The sequence below is a fragment of the Curvibacter gracilis ATCC BAA-807 genome, assembly GCF_000518645.1.
Taxonomy (GTDB): domain Bacteria; phylum Pseudomonadota; class Gammaproteobacteria; order Burkholderiales; family Burkholderiaceae_C; genus Curvibacter; species Curvibacter gracilis.
Genome location: NZ_JADZ01000010.1, coordinates 133451 through 148108 on the forward strand (window position 1 = coordinate 133451; position 14658 = coordinate 148108).

Here is a 14658-nt window from a genome sequence, read left to right on the forward strand (position 1 = left end):
GACACCACCATGAACCTCATCCGTCAAACCACTGCGCGCCGTCAATTCCTGGGCACGGGCGCCACCTTGTCCGCTGTGGCCGTGGCCATGCTGGGCGGCCGCGAAGCCCTGGCCCAAGGCGCCATGGGCGACACCTCCAAGGACGTGCAGATCCTCAACGTGGCCCTGGGCCTGGAGCACGAAGCCATCAACGCCTACCAACTGGGTGCCGGCAGCGGCCTGCTGCAAAAGCCCGTGCTCGACGTGGCCGTGCAGTTCCAGAGTCACCACAAGGCCCACCGCGATGCCCTGGCCGCCACCATCCAGAAATTGGGTGGCAGCCCGGTGGCCGAGAAGAAGCTGGAGGACTACGCCATGGCCCTCAAGGCCAACACCCTGAAGACCCAGGCCGATGTGCTCGAGCTCGCCGCCCGCCTGGAGTTGGGCGCCACCAATGCCTACCTGGGTGTGCTGCCCTCGCTGGGCAACCGCGATCTGGCCAAGGTGGCGGCGCGCCTGGCGGCTGACGAGACCATGCACTACACCGTGCTGATCTCGGCCCTGGGCAAGGCACTGCCGACGCAGGCGCTGAGCTTCGGCGCCTGAGGGCATGCGGCTGAAGACCTCGATCTTGCCCGGCCCTGGTGTGCGTCGCGCGCTGGGGCTGGTGGGGCTGGTGGTGTGTGCAGGCCTGGCCCTGGGGCTGCTCACGGCCCGCGCCGAGGGGCCGGCTGGTCTGGCGAGGGCTCAAGCGGCCGAGGCCAGCGCGCCCGGTGGCCTGCTGGCGGGTTCTGCGTCGCGTGGCCAGGCTCTGTACCAAGAGCGCTGTGCCGCTTGCCACGCCGTGGACACCAATGACGCCGGCCCCCTGCACCGGGGTGTGCTGGGCCGGCGTGCCGGCACGGTGCCTGGCTTTGATTATTCGCCCGCCTTGCGCGCCAGCCGCCTGGTGTGGACGCGCCAGTCGCTGGATGCCTGGCTGCGCAACCCCGAAGCCCTGATCCCGGGGCAGGCCATGGATGAACAAGTGGCCGACCCCCAGGCCCGGCAAGACCTGATCGCCTACCTGGCCACCCTTCGATAAGATGCAGTGGCCTGCACTCTGCGCTGGCGCCGGTCCAGGCGCTGCCGGCCCACCAGAACATGACGATCCCAGACGACAACACCCAAGCCCTGCTCATCGACCTGCTCAGCCGTGTGGCCCAGGGCGATGAGCTGGCGCTCAAGCAGCTCTATGACCTGACCTCGGGCCGGTTCTATGGCCTGGCCCTGCGCATCGTGCGGGCCGGTGAACTGGCCGAGGACGTGCTGCAGGAGAGCTACCTCAGCATCTGGCGCTCGGCGGCCGACTACCGCGCCAGCCTCAGCCCACCCCTGGCCTGGATGGGCCTGATCGTGCGCAGCCGCGCGCTGGACCTGCTGCGCCGGCGCACGGGCGAACGTGTGCAACTGACCGATTCACTGGACGAGCTGACCGAAGACACCCTGGAGGGCGATTCACCCGACCCGGCCCAGTGTGCCGACGCCAGTCAGCAGGCGCAGGCCTTGCACCGCTGCCTGGCGCAGCTCAAGGGCCCGCAGCGCGAGGTCTTGAGCCTGGCCTACCTGCGCGAGTTCAGCCACGGTGATCTGGCCGAGCAGCTCAAGCTGCCCCTGGGCACCATCAAGAGCTGGATCCGCCGCGGGCTGGAGCAGCTGCGGCTGTGCATGGGGGCCCTCCATTGATGCCCACCCCACCGAGGATTGAAAGAGGCCAGCCATGAACATCGTGCAGAACAAGATCCTGCTGCAGCGCCTGGCCGCCGACTATGGCCTGGGCACCATGCAGGGCGCCGCCCGGCGCCGTTTCGAGGCCCTGGCCCGGCGCCAGGCCCCGGTGCGCCAGGCCATCCGTGACTGGCAGGAGCGCCTGGCCGGGCTCACCGAACTGCAGGCCCCGGCCACGCCCCCCGAGGTGGTCTGGAAGCGCATCGAGATCGCTCTGCACCTGGAGCGCGAAGCGCTGCGCCTGGCGGCCGCCCGCAGCAAGGCCTCGGCAGCGCCGCAAAACCAGGCGCCTTCGCAGCCTTGGTGGCGCCAGTTGTTTGTCTGGCAAGGCTTCAGCGCAGCGGCGTTGTCGCTGGCCTTGCTGGCCTGGTGGCAGCCCTGGCAAGCGGCCCCCGACGCCTCCACCCAGGCCCGTGCCCCGGCGGGCACCGCCTCCGAAACCCTGGCCCTGCTTTTGGATGCCGACAACCGACCGGCTTGGCTTGCCTCCTGGAGCGGCGCGCGCCAGCAAGTTCAGCTGCAAGACCTGCTGGGCCAGCCGGTGCCGGCCGGGCGCTCGCTGCAACTGTGGGCCGTGCCGGCCCAAGGGGCGCCACGCTCGCTGGGCGTGCTGGGCGCGGGCGACGCAGGCAAGGTGCTGAGTGCTGCCGCGTCGCAGGTCCAGGGGGCGGCGTTGCTGGCCCTCAGCCTGGAGGTGGAGGGCGGTGTGCCTGAGGCCGGTGGCCCGCAGGGGCCGATCCTCTTCAAGGGACCCGTGGTGCACCGGACGCTGTGATCGGAGGCCCGTTTTTTTCTGCTTTTTGCATCTGAAATTGAATCCAGTTGCTGAAGCGGCCCGTACTAGGTGGGCAAGGGCGCATGGGACATGCGCCGTGTTCAACCTGGATGGAGTTCGCATCGATGAAAAAGCAACATGGATTGATCTGTTCCCTGACCCTGCTCGCCGCTGGCGCTCTGGGTGCAGGGCATGCATGGGCCGATACCGGCAAGCTGCTGCTGACCGGCGGGGTGTCGACGGTGGAAGGGCCGGCGGGCGGGGGCATCACGCCCTGGGCCGTGATCGGCAGCAATGCCGCAGCCGATGAGGTGGGCGCCAGCGCCAGCATCAGCCGCCTGAAGACCAAGGACTACGGCCTGACCAGCTACGGTGCGGCCTTCGGCTTTCGCGAGCGCTTCGAGCTCTCGGTGGGCGAGCAGGATTTCAATGCCGGCCCGGCCGTGGCCCTCAATGGCCTGGGCTTCAGCGTGGCCAATGGCCAGCACATCAAGATGACGGTGCTGGGCGCCAAGGTCCGGGTGGCGGGCGACGCCGTGCTCGACAGCGACACGCTGATGCCCCAGATTGCGGTGGGCCTGGAATACAAGAGCACCGATGCCGGCACCATCCGCCCGGTGCTCGATTTCCTGCATGCCAAGACCACGGGCACCGACCTGTATGCCTCGGCCACCAAGCTGCTGCTGGCCCAGGGCATCTTGCTCAATGCCACGCTGCGCTACACCAACGCCAACCAGGGTGGCCTGCTGGGGTTTGGCTCGGCCGCACCCGGTCGTGACAGCCGCAGCCTGCAACCCGAGTTCTCGGTGGCCTACCTGCTGAGCAAGAACGTGGTGGTGGGGGCCGAGTACCGCTTCATGCCCAACAACCTCGAAGCCCTGGGCCGTGCTGCGGGCCTGGGCAACGCCCTGCACCAGGACAACTGGAAAGACCTGTTCGTGGCCTGGGCCCCGAGCAAGAACGTCTCGGTCACGGCGGCCTATGTCGATCTGGGCCAGGTGGTGCCGGGTGTGACCGGCAACCGCCGCCAAAGCGGCCTGTTCCTGTCCACCCAAATCGCGTTCTGACGTCTTGTGCCACCCCGGCCAACCCAATCCCTGTGAGTATGACCATGAAAAAAAGCATCGCCCTGGCGGCAGCCGCCCTGTCCACCACCTTGTCCATGGCGTTTGTGACGCCCGCTATGGCCCAGACCGCGGCGCCCGCCATGGCGGCCAGCGACCCGGCCGCCCTGTACAAGGCCTTCGGTGAGAAGACCGGCCTGACCCAGTTGATGGACGACTTCGTCAACCGGCTGGCGGCCGACCCGCGCATTGCCGACAAGTTCAAGAACACCAACCTCGAGCACCTGAAGCACCAGCTCACCGAGCAGCTGTGCCAGGTGGCCGGCGGCCCCTGCCAGTACCAGGGGCCCGACATGGCCGCCGCCCATGCCGACATGGGCGTGAGCAAGGGCAACTTCAATGCGCTGGTCGAAGACCTGCAAAAGGCCATGGACGCGCGCTCCATCCCCTTCTCGGCGCAGAACCAGATGCTGGCCCGTCTGGCCCCCATGCACCGGGACATCATCACCAAATGAGCCCGATCCTGCACCTGCTGAGGCGGCCTGGCTGCGCCGCCCTGGCGCTGCTGACTTGGGGCGCTACCGGCCAGGCCGGCCCGGTACCTGCCAATGAGCTGATCCAAGGGCGCACGCTGTACGAATCCCGTTGCGGCGGCTGCCATGCGGTGGACGCCAACCGGGTGGGGCCCCAGCACCGCAACCTGATCGGACGGCAGGCCGGCCGGGTGCCCGACTTTGCCTACTCGCCCGCGCTGCAATCCAGCGCCGTGGTGTGGTCGGCCAAGACCCTGGACGCCTGGCTCAGCAACCCCGAGGCCTTGATCCCCGGGCAGCGCATGAACTACAGCGTCAGGTCGGCCGAAGACCGGCGCCTGATCATCGAGTACCTGAGCTCGGACGCGGTGAGCGCCCGCACCGCGGGCGCCCACGCACCCTGAATCGCCTCCCCGCCCGGCAGGCGCAGAGCGGCGGGCAGTTTCTCCGAGGATGGGCCCGGCCCGTGTTGGCCCCCAGGCTTTCTGGTCTGGGGGCTTTTTTACAGGGTGCTTGGCCTGCCCGCGGCCCCGGCCCTGGCGACCCTCAAAGACCCCGATGGCATCCCTGGCATGGTGCATCCGGCGCTGGAGGTGGGGCGTAGACAGATCAGTCGTGTTTCACTTTCTGATCTCCGGAGCCCTCATGAAATCTGTCCTCTTTGCTGCCCTGATCCTGGCTGGCCTGAACGCGGCCCACGCCGAGGAGCACCTGGCGGTCCAGCGCGCCCGGGCCTTCGCGCCCGCCGAACTCAAGATCCGCGTGGGCGACAGCGTGCGCTTCAGCAATGAAGATGCCTTCAGCCACAGCGTGTTGTCGTCTTCCGAAGCCAAGAGCTTCGACCTCGGAACCTTGCCCAAGGGCACCCAGCGCAGCGTCACCTTCGACAAGACCGGTGTGGTCGATGTCATCTGCGGCATCCACCCCAACATGAAAATGCGCATCGTGGTGGCCCCATGACATCAGGGCCTGGCGCCAGCGGGTTCTTTGCGCACCATGGGCTCTGGGCCCCGGGGGTGCGGGGCTTCCGGCGCCTGCGTTTCCGTGCCCGTGCCGCCTTGATCAGCCTGGCCTTTCTGCTGCCACTGGGGGTGTTGGCGGTGGCCTACCTGGGCGCGGTGTTTCAAGGCCTGAGCCATGTCCGGTCCGAGCGGCAGGGGCTCGAGCAGGCACGACGGGTGCTGGCGCTGGTCCAGTCCGTGCAGGATCTGCGCCTGGGCCTGCTGCTGCCCGGCCCCGCCAACCTGGCGTCGGCGCAGCAGGCGCCGCGCCGCTATGCCCAGCTCAGGGCCGAGCTGATGCGGCAGGATGCCGCTCCGGTGCTGTCACCCTTGCTGGCTGAATTACCCTCAGAACTCCCTGCCGACTTGATGGCCGATCGGATGTCCGGGGCGCCCGCCCTCGACCCCGCGCAGGCCGATCCGATGGATGCCTTCGAGCGCCTGTCCCAGGTGGTGGCCGATGGCCAGGTGCTGCTGCAAGAGGTGCTTGATGCCTCTCGCCTGGCGCAGGACCCCAGCCTGGTGGGGCAAAGCCTGGTCCGTGGCGCGCTGCAGGTCTTGCCGGTCCTGCAGGAAAAGGCCTCGCAGGTGCGCTCACTGGGCGGCTGGGTGTTGCGCTCGGCGCGCCTGGAGCCGCCGCAGCAACGCATCATGGCCGACCAACTGCCCGTCATCGAGTACCTGGACCAGGCCTTGCTCAAGGCCTTCACACAGGCCCAGGGCGATGGCGCCAGCGGCCTGCCGGATCCACAGGCCTTGCCCTCGGCGGCTGAACTGCGCGGCCTGGCGCGCCGGCAGTTCCTGGGCCCGGCCCTGTCGGGCGATGCCGCGACCTTCGAGCGTGTGGCCCAGACCCTGGACCAGGGGCAACGACGCTTGCAGGCCAGTGGCCTGCAAGCGCTGGACACGACACTGGCGGCCCGCGAGCAATCGCTGCAGAGGCGTCGCGATGCCGTGCTGCTGATGTTGGGCTTGAGCCTGGCCTTGGCGGCCTACCTTTTTGTCTCATTCAGCCGGGTCAGCGCCGGGGGCATGGCCTTGCTGGGATCGCAAATGCAGCGCCTGGCCGACGGCGATCTCACCCAGGCGCCCCAGGCCTGGGGCCGCGACGAAGTGGCTGATCTGGTGCACCAGCTGAGCCACATGCAGGGCGCGATCGCCGCCCTCGTGGGCGAGGTGCGCGGGGCAGGTGCCGAGGTGCTGGGGGCCACGGTGCAACTGAGCCGCGATGCCGAAACCCTGCAGGCGCTGAACGAAGCCGCCGACCGCCAGATCGGTGACGCGTCTGCCGCCACCCATGCGCTCAGCGCCTCGGTGCAGCAGGCGGGACGGGGGCTGGAGCAGGCGGCGGATCTGACGCGAGAGAACGCCCAGGCCGCCCAGGCCGGGCTCGATTCGGTTCAGCAGTGGCTGGCCGTGATGGCCGAGCTGCGGGTGTCCTCCGGCACCATGCGTGACATCACCGACCTCATCAACGACATCGCCTTTCGCACCAACCTGCTGGCCCTCAACGCCGCCGTGGAGGCCGCCCGCGCGGGCGCCAGCGGGCGTGGCTTCGCCGTGGTGGCGGGCGAGGTGCGGCAACTGGCCGTGCAATCTGCGGCGGCGGCGCACAACATCCAGCGACTGCTTTCCGCCAACCTGGCCCGGGTGGCCCAGAGCGTGGCCATCGGCGAGCAGACCGCCCACAAAATGAACGCCCTGGCGGCCAACGCCGAGCGCATGCAGCAGACCCTGCAGACTTTGGCGGCCCAGTCATCCACCCAGGCCCAGGCCACGGCCCAGGTCGACGCCAGGCTGCAGCAGCTGACCGCCGCCACGGCCAAAGGCTCGTCCCAGGCCACGGGCACGGCCACGGCGGCCGAGCAGCTGCAGGGCTTGGCCCAGCACCTGGCGCTGCGGGTGGAGGCTTTCCGCCTGCCGTCATGGTCGGCATCGCAGCGCCTGCTGCGTGACCGATCGCCCACCCTGGACAGCGCAGCGCTGGACCCGGCCCCCGAACCCTTGCTGGCACACCCTCTGAGTGCTTCTCAATGAGCCCAACCGACCAAGATCCTGCTCCGATGAACGATGGGGTTTCCACAGGCCATGGGGCGGATGGCCTGGGCCTGTCGTCGACCCGCTATGAGCGTGTGATGCAACGCCTGATGGGGCGGGTGCAGCTCAGCGTGGCGGCCCACAGCGACTACCTGACGGTGCGCCGTGGGGGCTCGGCCTGGCTGGGCGGCGCCCCGGTGGGCGGGCCCGCGGTGCTGCGCGAGGACGCCTTTTTCCGGGTCGAGCTGCTGCACTTGCGCGATGGCCAGCCTCTGCCGTGGCCCGAGGGCGTTCTGGCGCAGGAGGTGCTGCTCTTGCAGGGGGCGTGGGCAAGCCCGTCGGGCAGTGATGCCGCCACGGACTACCGCTACAGCTACCGGGTGCGCCGGGCGCCCGGACAGGGGCCGGACCAGCCCGCCATGCCCTTGATGGCGCACGGCGACACCCAGGTCTATGTGCGCCACCTGCGTGCGCCTGTCGAGCAACTGCCTCCGCTGGAGGCCCGTTGGTGGCAACGGGCGCTGGCACCCCAGACCCAGGTGGAGCCGGGCCTGAGCGCCTGGATCGCCAGTGGCCCCGGGGTCCAGGTCTGCCTGCTCAGCGGGGACGCCCTGGTGGTGTCCATGCTGGTGCGCTTCGAAGCGGGTGCCGGCGTCAACGACCATCACCATGCGCTGGACGAGGACTGCCTGGTGCTGGAGGGCGAGATGTTCCTCGGGGACATGCTGCTGCAACCGGGCGACTACCAATTGGCGCCGGCCGGAGGCGGGCATTTTGGCGAGTTCAGCGATGTCGGGGTTCTGTTCTTCTTCCATGGCGCGCTGGACCCGGTCTTGCGCGAGCCGCGCCGCTGAGCAGCCACACGGCCAGTGGGCCTTCAACCCTCAGGCCGGCAGCGCGCCATGCACAAAGAAGAGGGCGCCGGTGTCGCTGCTGATGCGGCAATGGCTGGCCTCGGTGGGGGCCAGCTGGTAGTCCATGGCACGCAGCAGGATGTCGCCCAGGTACAGCTCGCCTTCGATCATCATGCAATCTTCGGCAATCGGGTGGGCGTGATCGGGGGCGACACCCCCCGGGGCCAGGCGGACCAGCATCGATGCCACTGCGCCGGCCTGGGCCAGCGGCCGCATCTCCATGCCCTGCCCGTTGGCAGACCAGGTGCCGCCCAAGGCGTCGTCCACCCGTTGACCGGCGGCTTGCTGCCACCAATGCGATTCGACCGCAGACAAGGTGGCGGCCTCCACGCGCAACCGACGCACGTACACCTCAGTCCCGGCCTGTGCGGCCACGACGGGCGTGTGGGGCGTGCCGCGCACGCCGTAGCCCATGGGCGGCAGGGGCGTGCCGTCCCAGCCCAAGCGGCCCTGCAGCAGCAGTATTTCCTGGGCGTGGTCCGAGTCGTTCCAGGGCATGGCGGCGCCGTTTTGCAGCCGCACACATTCGACGCAGAACTGGGCGTCTTCATACAGGACGCGCGCCTGGGCGCCGGGGCCACGTTGCTGCCAGGCGCCATCTTCGCGCCGCGTCACCTTGAAGGCTTTGTGCGCCTGGGCGCTGGCCGAGGCTCGGGCCCGCAGGCGGGCGGCCATGGATTCTTTGAGCGCGGCCGGCGGTGCCTGTTCGCGCAGCTGGGCCGCCAGCTCGCCGGGCCACAGCGAGGGCATGGGCGTTGGCTTGAAGGTCATGGAGCGGTCGAGCAAGAAGGGTTCACGGCCTGGATTGTCGCGCGGCTTCATCGCAATGGCCTCCGGCTCGGTGTTTCTCCCAGCGCCACCCTCAGGAGTGACAAGGTGCGCCGCATGTGGGATTTGACGGTGCCCAAGGGCATCTGGACATGGGCGGCGATCTGCTCCTGGGTCATGTCACGGAAGTAGGCCAGGGCGATCAACTGGCGTCGCATCGGGTCCAACTGCAACAGGGCTTCATGCAGCCGGGTGCCGTTCTGGGCCAGCTCCAGCAGGTCCATGGGGTCGTCCTGGGCATCGCTGCACAGGGCCCCCGATTCGTCCTGGGCGTCGACATGGCCTTCGTAACCGGGGGTTCTGCGCAAGGCGCGCAGGGCGTCCAAGGCGCGCGATCGCGTGATGTTGAGCACCCAGGCCGTCACGCTGCCGCGTGTCGTGTCGAAACGCGGGGCCTGGCGCCAGACCTGCCAGAACGCGGTCTCTGTCACCTCTTCGGCCAGAGCCGGGTTGCGTGTCAGATGAAGTGCGGTGGAATAGACCCGGTTCACCAGCCGCTGGTACAGCTCGGCCAGGGCGGCTTCGTCCTGGCGCATGACGCGGGCCACCAGCGCGGCCAGCAGCGCCGATTCGTCGGGCACGTCGGGCTCGTCTGGCATGCCGGTCTCGTCAGGGTCATCGATGACGGGCGTACGTCCCTCCAGCCTTGGCGGATGGGTTTCCCCATCGCCAAGCACCTGCAGTACCCATTCGTCCTCTTCCGGATCGTTTTCAGGAAATTCCATTGCAGCTATCGCTTCCCCCGCCCAGGGCTTTCTTGGCGCGTTTGCTCTGACCCGTGCGCCATCCAGGCACACGAGGGCACCTGCCCAGGTGCCTGAAGGATGGCCGACCGGGCAAGCATCGTGTTGGCGTGCTGGGTCAATGGCCTGCAGGCAACGCCATGCTCCACCGCTGATACGCAACACATTCCTTTTTGGATGCAGCGCGCCGTAAAAACAAGGTTTTCTTCGTCCGACCGGTGCTCCGGCACCTGGGGGAGGGCGTCTGCGAAAGCCGCAAAGCAGCCCCCTGCAAGCTCAATCTGCCAGCACCACCCGGTCACGCCCCTGGTGCTTGGCTTGGTACAGGGCCTTGTCGGCGCGGTCCAACCAGTCGCGCAGGTGGCGGTCGCCGGGCTGGCGGCTGGCCACGCCGATGCTGGCGGTCATGCCTCGGGGGTGCTGGTCTTCACCGCCCCAGAGTTGGCGCAGGCGCAGCTGCTGCAGGATGCGCTGCGCAATGGCCTCGGCTTCGGAGCTGCGGGTGTCGGGCAGCAGCACGGCAAACTCCTCGCCGCCCATGCGCCCGACCACATCGCTGCTGCGCAGCTCGGCGCGCACCACGGCAGCAAACTCGATCAGGGCGCGGTCGCCCTCCAGGTGGCCGTAACGGTCGTTGATGCTTTTGAAGTGGTCCAGATCCAGGATCAGCAGCGCTGGCGCAGGCGAGGCACCGGCGTCGCCGCAGGCGGCACTGGCCAGAAACAGCGATTCCGCAGCCTCCAGCAGCACACGGCGGTTGCTCAGGCCGGTCAGCATGTCGGTGCTGGCCAGGCGGTGCAGTTCGCGCTCCAGGTTCTTGCGCTGGGTCACGTCGCGGTAGATGCCCTCCACGCCGGCAAAGGCGCCGTGCTGGTCGTACAGCGCGTGACTGCTGATCGAGATGTCGATCACCTGGCCGTCACGGCGCACCATCTGGCCGGGGAAGTCGGACACCTCGCCGTGCTCCATGATGGCCACCTTGAAGGCGTCGCGGTCCTTGCTCTGCGGGTAGTAAGACTCGGCGGTGCGACCTTCGATTTCATGGGGTTCGTAGCCCAGCACGCGGCGCACGCCCGGGCCCACATGCTGCACCACGCCCTGGGCATCGGTGCGGTAGTACACGTCCTGCATCTTCTCGAACAGGCGCCGGAAATTGCGCTCGCTTTCCTGCATCTCGTGTTGCAGGCGGTCCAGGTGGGTCATGTCGATGCCGCTGACCAGCAGGGCCGGCTGCCCCTGCCACAGCACCTTGGCACTGGCCAGCAGCACCATGCGGGTGTTGCCGCAGCAGGTCTGCATGCGGTAGCTGGTGCTTTGGTTGCGCTGACCGGGCACGCCGCCCTGGCTCAAGGCCTGCACGCGCCGGCGGGCTCGGGCAAGATCCAGCGGGTGGGTGAAATCACTGTAAGAGCGCCCCAGCACCTGATCGGCCTGTTCGGCCTCCAGCAGCGCCAGGCAGGCGGGGTTGGCGTGAACAATCTGGCCCGACACGGCCACCACGGCGGGGGTGGGCAGGGCGTCCAGAGTGTCAGTGTGCAGTTCCGGGGAATGCGGCATGGAAGCTCTGGAATAAAGGCGGTAGGTAGACCGGTCATCGCTAAATTCGACGACCTTGTCTGCAATTTAGCACCACCTGGGCCGTTTCGGGCCTGCGGGTTTTCCATTTGCCGGCTCCCGGGGACTGGCCAGGCCCCATGCCGGCCGGTCTTTACACCGGCTTTGCAACCTCAGCAGTGGTCGCCGGGGCGTCCGCGGGTGCGGCCCGGTAGACCAGCACCTTCAGTGAGCGGTCTTCGTTGGTGTCGGCAAACACGGTCGGGTTGGCCACGCGTTGCTCAAAGACCAGGCTGGGCGCCAGGTCGCGCATCTGGTCCTGCAGAAAATCCAGCCCCAGGGTGGGCGAGTTCAGGCACAGCAGGGCGCGGCCCTCGGGTGCCAAAAGGTCGGGCAGGCGCCGCATCAGCCGGGCGTAGTCCTTGGTGGCCACAAAGCTGCCCTTCTGGTGGGTGGGCGGGTCGACGATGACCAGGTCATACGGTCCGGCCCGGTTGATCTTGCCCCAGGTGGTGAAGATGTCGTGGGCCAGAAAGCTGGCCCCGGTGTCCAGCCCATTGAGGCGGTGGTTCTGCTGGCCGATGGCGATGGCGCCGGAACTCATGTCCACGTTCACCACCTGGCGCGCCCCGGCCTGCAGGGCCACCACCGAAAACGCACAGGTGTAGGCAAACAGGTTCAGCACCTTGGGGGCGCGCAGGCCGTTGGGGTGCGGGTGGGCCAGCAGGTGCTTGCGCACCCAGCGCCGGCCTTCGGCCATGTCCAGGAACAGGCCGTGGTTCTGTCCCTTGAGCACGTGCACCCGGTACTGCGCGCCCGCTTCGGTCACCACGTGCGGCTCGGGCACGCTGCCCGCCATCAGCCGGGTCTCGGCACGGCCTTCCAGGCGCTGCTGGAACACCCAGTTTAGCGGCTGCCCGGGGGCGATCTGCGCCCAGCGGGCCTGCAGGGCGGTCTGCAGCGTGGCCAGTTCTGATTCTTCAACCGGCAGGAAGCTGGTCACCACCCACACGGGCGGGTAGGCGTCCAGTGTCCATTGCTCACAGCCCGGGTAGCGGCCACCCCGGCCATGGAACAGGCGTTGGGCGTCTTGGGGCATGTCCATCGAGGCGATGGTGTCGAGCAGGGCTTGCATGGGGGGAGATCGTGGGGTGGAACTGCTTGGGCAAGGCGACGCCCGGAAGGGGGCACATCTTAGCGTGGGCCGACACGGCAGAATCTGCAGCCATGAACGCCACGCCGATTCCTCCTGTCCCAGCGGCTCAGCCGCCTGCACCCGCACCCTTCCATCTGCTGACCACCCTGCAAGGGCCGCGCATCCGCCTGCGCCCTTTGCAGGCCGACGATGGCCCGGCCCTGTTGAAGGCCGCCGCCGATGGCGAGTTGTGGCAACTGCCCTTCACAGTGGTGCCGTCGGCCGACACGGTGCACACCTACCTGGCCGAGGCCCTGGCCGGGCGCGAGGCGGGCACCGTGATGCCTTTTGCCACCGAGCTGGTGGCCACCGGCGAGGTGATCGGCACCACGCGGTTCTGGAAGATCCACCGCCGGCACCGCAAGCTGGAGATCGGCGCCACCTGGCTGGCCGCGCGCTGGCAGCGCAGCTTTGCCAACACCGAGGCCAAGTACCTGCTGCTGCGCCATGCTTTCGAGGTGATGCAGTGCGTGCGCGTGCAACTGACCACCGACGAGATCAACCTGCGTTCGCGCGCCGCCATCCTGCGCCTGGGCGCGGTGCAGGAGGGCATCGTGCGGCATGAACGCATCATGCCCGATGGGCGCAAGCGCAACTCGGTGCGCTTCAGCATCATCGATGACGAGTGGCCCCAGGTGCGGCAGGCCCTGCGGGAGCGGCTGGTGGCTGGCGGCGGTCAGGTGTGAGCCGGCGGGTGGCCTGTGCGCATGGGCTCAGTCGCTGCGCCCGCCCAGAAACTCGATCCCCGTGCGCCGCACCAGCTCGGCATAGCTGATGGGGGCCGACACGCGCTCCCCGGCCTGGTTGCGCTGCCAGTGGGCCCAGGCCTTGCCGGTGTGGGCGTCGTAGACGAGCTTGTACAGGTAGGCCGGCACCCGCACGCCACGGGGGCCGATGCGTTCGCTGCCGGGCTCGAACACCGGGCCGGTGATCACGAACACATCGCCCTGGGCGCGCAAGGCATAGCGCCGGGTGTCCTTCTCGATCTTGGCCCAGGGGCCGCTGTTGTTCTGGCTGTTCTGCGGCACCATGTTGGCCAGCGAGAAGCTTTGTGCCATGGCGCTGGGTGTGGGCATGTCACCGGCCGGGGCCATGTGCCCGCGTGAATAGCCCGAGCCTTTGTAGTCCTCCAGCTCGGCGCGTTCGCTGCGTGGCAGGCGGGCGTCGGCAAAGAACTTGTCGGCCCGCTTCTCGTCGGCGTCCTCGATGCGCTGGCGGTTCAGGCGCTCGGCCACGAACACCGGGGTGCGGGATTCGGCGCTGTGCAGCACGGCAAACGCCTCGTAACACAGCTCGCGCAAACCACGCGCTGCAGGCACCTGGGGGGGATGACCACCGGCAAAGAACTGAGGGCATTCGGCAAAGCGCGTGGGCAGTGCCTGGGCGGGGGAGGCGGCCCAAGCAGAGGTCTGAGGGGCCAGGAACGCGGTGCTGACGGCGGCACAAGCGACAAAGCGGCGCAACCAGGGCGCCATCGGAGACAGGAAATGCACGGAAACTACAAAGCCAAAGCGCCCGATTGGAGCACGGCCAAAGTGTCACAAACTGCAAAACAAGTGAAATTACGGGGTGTGTTGCTCGGGCACTGAGGGGGCTCGTGTGAGCAGTGCCATCAGCACCAGGCCCGGCAGCAGAAAACCCAGGCCCACCAGCGTGCCATGGCCCAGGTGGGCCCAGGGCTCGGGCCACGCGGCCATCCAGCGCATGGGCGAAAGCCAGGGGTTCAGGCCCAGCCACAGCGCAGCCACCAGGGCGCAGGGCCAGCGCCAGTCGGCGCCGCGCAGGCGGGCCTGCTGCCAGGCCAGCCCGATCAGGCCCAGCACCAGGCCACCCTCCAGCCACCATGCCCAGGGGCCCAACTGCCCCCACAGGCCCGCGCCCATGTGCTGATCCGAGAACGGAAACAGGGCCAGATCGTGGTTGTGCACCGGCCAGTCGGCCACCCAATGCGACAGCGCCGCCACCAGACCCCAGGCCGCCAGCGCCCGGCTGCGGCGCCAGCACAGCAGGCCCCAGGCGCCGGACCACAGCCCGGCCGCGAGCAAGGAGTGGTCCCAGTCGATGAAGCGCAGGTCGAAGTACAGGTAGGGGCCGGCCGCCAGGTTGGGGCTGACCTGGTCCCAGCCCAGCACGATGAACAGGCCATTGAGCATGTCCAGCAGGCCCACCCCCAGCAGGACGGGCCAGGCCGGCTGCCGCGGGATGCGGCTCTGCAGGGCCAGGCCGATGGCGAAGTGTCCGGCGTACATGGGCTCGGTCGGGCTTGGA

17 protein-coding genes are annotated in these 14658 nt (G+C 68.6%); 11 read left to right on the forward strand and 6 right to left on the reverse strand.

Annotated features, from left to right (window positions below):
• Positions 1 to 9 precede the first annotated feature (9 nt).
• The 10 genes from L880_RS0107345 to L880_RS0107390 all read left to right on the forward strand — a co-directional run bounded on the left by L880_RS0107345 (position 10) and on the right by L880_RS0107390 (position 8010).
• Positions 10 to 585 (forward strand): ferritin-like domain-containing protein, encoded by a 576-nt coding sequence (locus L880_RS0107345; protein ID WP_019572825.1) that lies wholly within the window; start codon positions 10 to 12, stop codon positions 583 to 585.
• 4 nt (positions 586 to 589) lie between these two features.
• A complete protein-coding gene (locus L880_RS31880) occupies positions 590 to 1063 on the forward strand; it encodes a c-type cytochrome (protein ID WP_084461106.1) in 474 nt (157 codons plus the stop codon).
• A gap of 59 nt (positions 1064 to 1122) precedes the next feature.
• Positions 1123 to 1704 carry an RNA polymerase sigma factor gene (locus tag L880_RS0107355; protein WP_027475124.1) on the forward strand — a complete coding sequence of 194 codons (582 nt, stop codon included), beginning with the start codon at positions 1123 to 1125 and terminating at the stop codon, positions 1702 to 1704.
• 34 nt (positions 1705 to 1738) lie between these two features.
• Positions 1739 to 2521: an anti-sigma factor gene (locus L880_RS0107360; protein ID WP_027475125.1), complete on the forward strand. Its 783-nt coding sequence runs from the start codon at positions 1739 to 1741 to the stop codon at positions 2519 to 2521.
• Positions 2522 to 2646: 125 nt separating this feature from the next.
• Entirely contained in the window at positions 2647 to 3588 is a 942-nt protein-coding gene (locus tag L880_RS0107365) for a DUF3034 family protein (RefSeq protein ID WP_027475126.1), read from the forward strand.
• A gap of 38 nt (positions 3589 to 3626) precedes the next feature.
• Positions 3627 to 4100, forward strand: coding sequence for a group I truncated hemoglobin (locus tag L880_RS0107370; RefSeq protein ID WP_084461107.1), 474 nt, complete (start codon positions 3627 to 3629; stop codon positions 4098 to 4100).
• Positions 4097 to 4522: a c-type cytochrome gene (locus L880_RS0107375; RefSeq protein ID WP_027475128.1), complete on the forward strand. Its 426-nt coding sequence runs from the start codon at positions 4097 to 4099 to the stop codon at positions 4520 to 4522. Before L880_RS0107370 ends, L880_RS0107375 begins: the two co-directional genes overlap by 4 nt.
• Before the next feature lie 241 nt (positions 4523 to 4763).
• The gene (locus L880_RS36015) at positions 4764 to 5078 is read left to right on the forward strand and encodes a cupredoxin domain-containing protein (protein ID WP_019572832.1); all 315 of its coding nucleotides are present in this window, start codon (positions 4764 to 4766) and stop codon (positions 5076 to 5078) included.
• Complete coding sequence (locus tag L880_RS0107385) at positions 5075 to 7156, forward strand: methyl-accepting chemotaxis protein (RefSeq protein WP_027475129.1); 2082 nt, start codon at positions 5075 to 5077, stop codon at positions 7154 to 7156. Before L880_RS36015 ends, L880_RS0107385 begins: the two co-directional genes overlap by 4 nt.
• The gene (locus L880_RS0107390; protein ID WP_157462688.1) at positions 7153 to 8010 is read left to right on the forward strand and encodes a cupin domain-containing protein; all 858 of its coding nucleotides are present in this window, start codon (positions 7153 to 7155) and stop codon (positions 8008 to 8010) included. Before L880_RS0107385 ends, L880_RS0107390 begins: the two co-directional genes overlap by 4 nt.
• A 30-nt stretch (positions 8011 to 8040) precedes the next feature.
• Here the strand turns inward: L880_RS0107390 and L880_RS0107395 are convergent, their stop codons facing one another.
• From L880_RS0107395 to L880_RS0107410, 4 genes are all read right to left on the reverse strand, one after another.
• Positions 8041 to 8892 (reverse strand): cupin domain-containing protein, encoded by an 852-nt coding sequence (locus L880_RS0107395; RefSeq protein WP_027475131.1) that lies wholly within the window; start codon positions 8890 to 8892, stop codon positions 8041 to 8043.
• Positions 8889 to 9497, reverse strand: coding sequence for an RNA polymerase sigma factor (locus tag L880_RS0107400; RefSeq protein WP_245615008.1), 609 nt, complete (start codon positions 9495 to 9497; stop codon positions 8889 to 8891). The genes L880_RS0107395 and L880_RS0107400 overlap by 4 nt, the downstream gene beginning before the upstream one ends.
• Before the next feature lie 420 nt (positions 9498 to 9917).
• Positions 9918 to 11198 carry a sensor domain-containing diguanylate cyclase gene (locus L880_RS0107405; protein WP_027475133.1) on the reverse strand — a complete coding sequence of 427 codons (1281 nt, stop codon included), beginning with the start codon at positions 11196 to 11198 and terminating at the stop codon, positions 9918 to 9920.
• 151 nt (positions 11199 to 11349) lie between these two features.
• Positions 11350 to 12330, reverse strand: a complete 981-nt coding sequence (locus L880_RS0107410) for a class I SAM-dependent methyltransferase (protein ID WP_027475134.1) — start codon at positions 12328 to 12330, stop codon at positions 11350 to 11352.
• A 92-nt stretch (positions 12331 to 12422) separates the two neighbouring features.
• On the opposite strand from L880_RS0107410, the gene L880_RS0107415 reads away from it, so the two are divergent.
• A complete protein-coding gene (locus tag L880_RS0107415; protein WP_245615010.1) occupies positions 12423 to 13076 on the forward strand; it encodes a GNAT family N-acetyltransferase in 654 nt (217 codons plus the stop codon).
• Between the two features lie 27 nt (positions 13077 to 13103).
• Here the strand turns inward: L880_RS0107415 and L880_RS0107420 are convergent, their stop codons facing one another.
• Together L880_RS0107420 and L880_RS0107425 are read right to left on the reverse strand one after the other, a co-directional pair.
• The gene (locus tag L880_RS0107420) at positions 13104 to 13865 is read right to left on the reverse strand and encodes a DNA/RNA non-specific endonuclease (RefSeq protein WP_027475136.1); all 762 of its coding nucleotides are present in this window, start codon (positions 13863 to 13865) and stop codon (positions 13104 to 13106) included.
• 87 nt (positions 13866 to 13952) lie between these two features.
• The gene (locus tag L880_RS0107425; RefSeq protein WP_027475137.1) at positions 13953 to 14639 is read right to left on the reverse strand and encodes a hypothetical protein; all 687 of its coding nucleotides are present in this window, start codon (positions 14637 to 14639) and stop codon (positions 13953 to 13955) included.
• Between the last annotated feature and the right edge of the window lie 19 nt (positions 14640 to 14658).

Excerpts from the sequence above, each read along its gene's own strand:
- L880_RS0107345 (WP_019572825.1), top strand. The coding sequence starts at position 10 with ATGAACCTCATCCGTCAAACCACTGCGCGCCGTCAATTCCTGGGCACG.
- L880_RS31880 (WP_084461106.1), top strand. The coding sequence starts at position 590 with ATGCGGCTGAAGACCTCGATCTTGCCCGGCCCTGGTGTGCGTCGCGCG.
- L880_RS0107355 (WP_027475124.1), top strand. The coding sequence starts at position 1,123 with ATGACGATCCCAGACGACAACACCCAAGCCCTGCTCATCGACCTGCTC.
- L880_RS0107360 (WP_027475125.1), top strand. The coding sequence starts at position 1,739 with ATGAACATCGTGCAGAACAAGATCCTGCTGCAGCGCCTGGCCGCCGAC.
- L880_RS0107365 (WP_027475126.1), top strand. The coding sequence starts at position 2,647 with ATGAAAAAGCAACATGGATTGATCTGTTCCCTGACCCTGCTCGCCGCT.
- L880_RS0107370 (WP_084461107.1), top strand. The coding sequence starts at position 3,627 with ATGACCATGAAAAAAAGCATCGCCCTGGCGGCAGCCGCCCTGTCCACC.
- L880_RS0107375 (WP_027475128.1), top strand. The coding sequence starts at position 4,097 with ATGAGCCCGATCCTGCACCTGCTGAGGCGGCCTGGCTGCGCCGCCCTG.
- L880_RS36015 (WP_019572832.1), top strand. The coding sequence starts at position 4,764 with ATGAAATCTGTCCTCTTTGCTGCCCTGATCCTGGCTGGCCTGAACGCG.
- L880_RS0107385 (WP_027475129.1), top strand. The coding sequence starts at position 5,075 with ATGACATCAGGGCCTGGCGCCAGCGGGTTCTTTGCGCACCATGGGCTC.
- L880_RS0107390 (WP_157462688.1), top strand. The coding sequence starts at position 7,153 with ATGAGCCCAACCGACCAAGATCCTGCTCCGATGAACGATGGGGTTTCC.
- L880_RS0107395 (WP_027475131.1), bottom strand. The coding sequence starts at position 8,892 with ATGAAGCCGCGCGACAATCCAGGCCGTGAACCCTTCTTGCTCGACCGC.
- L880_RS0107400 (WP_245615008.1), bottom strand. The coding sequence starts at position 9,497 with ATGCCAGACGAGCCCGACGTGCCCGACGAATCGGCGCTGCTGGCCGCG.
- L880_RS0107405 (WP_027475133.1), bottom strand. The coding sequence starts at position 11,198 with ATGCCGCATTCCCCGGAACTGCACACTGACACTCTGGACGCCCTGCCC.
- L880_RS0107410 (WP_027475134.1), bottom strand. The coding sequence starts at position 12,330 with ATGCAAGCCCTGCTCGACACCATCGCCTCGATGGACATGCCCCAAGAC.
- L880_RS0107415 (WP_245615010.1), top strand. The coding sequence starts at position 12,423 with ATGAACGCCACGCCGATTCCTCCTGTCCCAGCGGCTCAGCCGCCTGCA.
- L880_RS0107420 (WP_027475136.1), bottom strand. The coding sequence starts at position 13,865 with ATGGCGCCCTGGTTGCGCCGCTTTGTCGCTTGTGCCGCCGTCAGCACC.
- L880_RS0107425 (WP_027475137.1), bottom strand. The coding sequence starts at position 14,639 with ATGTACGCCGGACACTTCGCCATCGGCCTGGCCCTGCAGAGCCGCATC.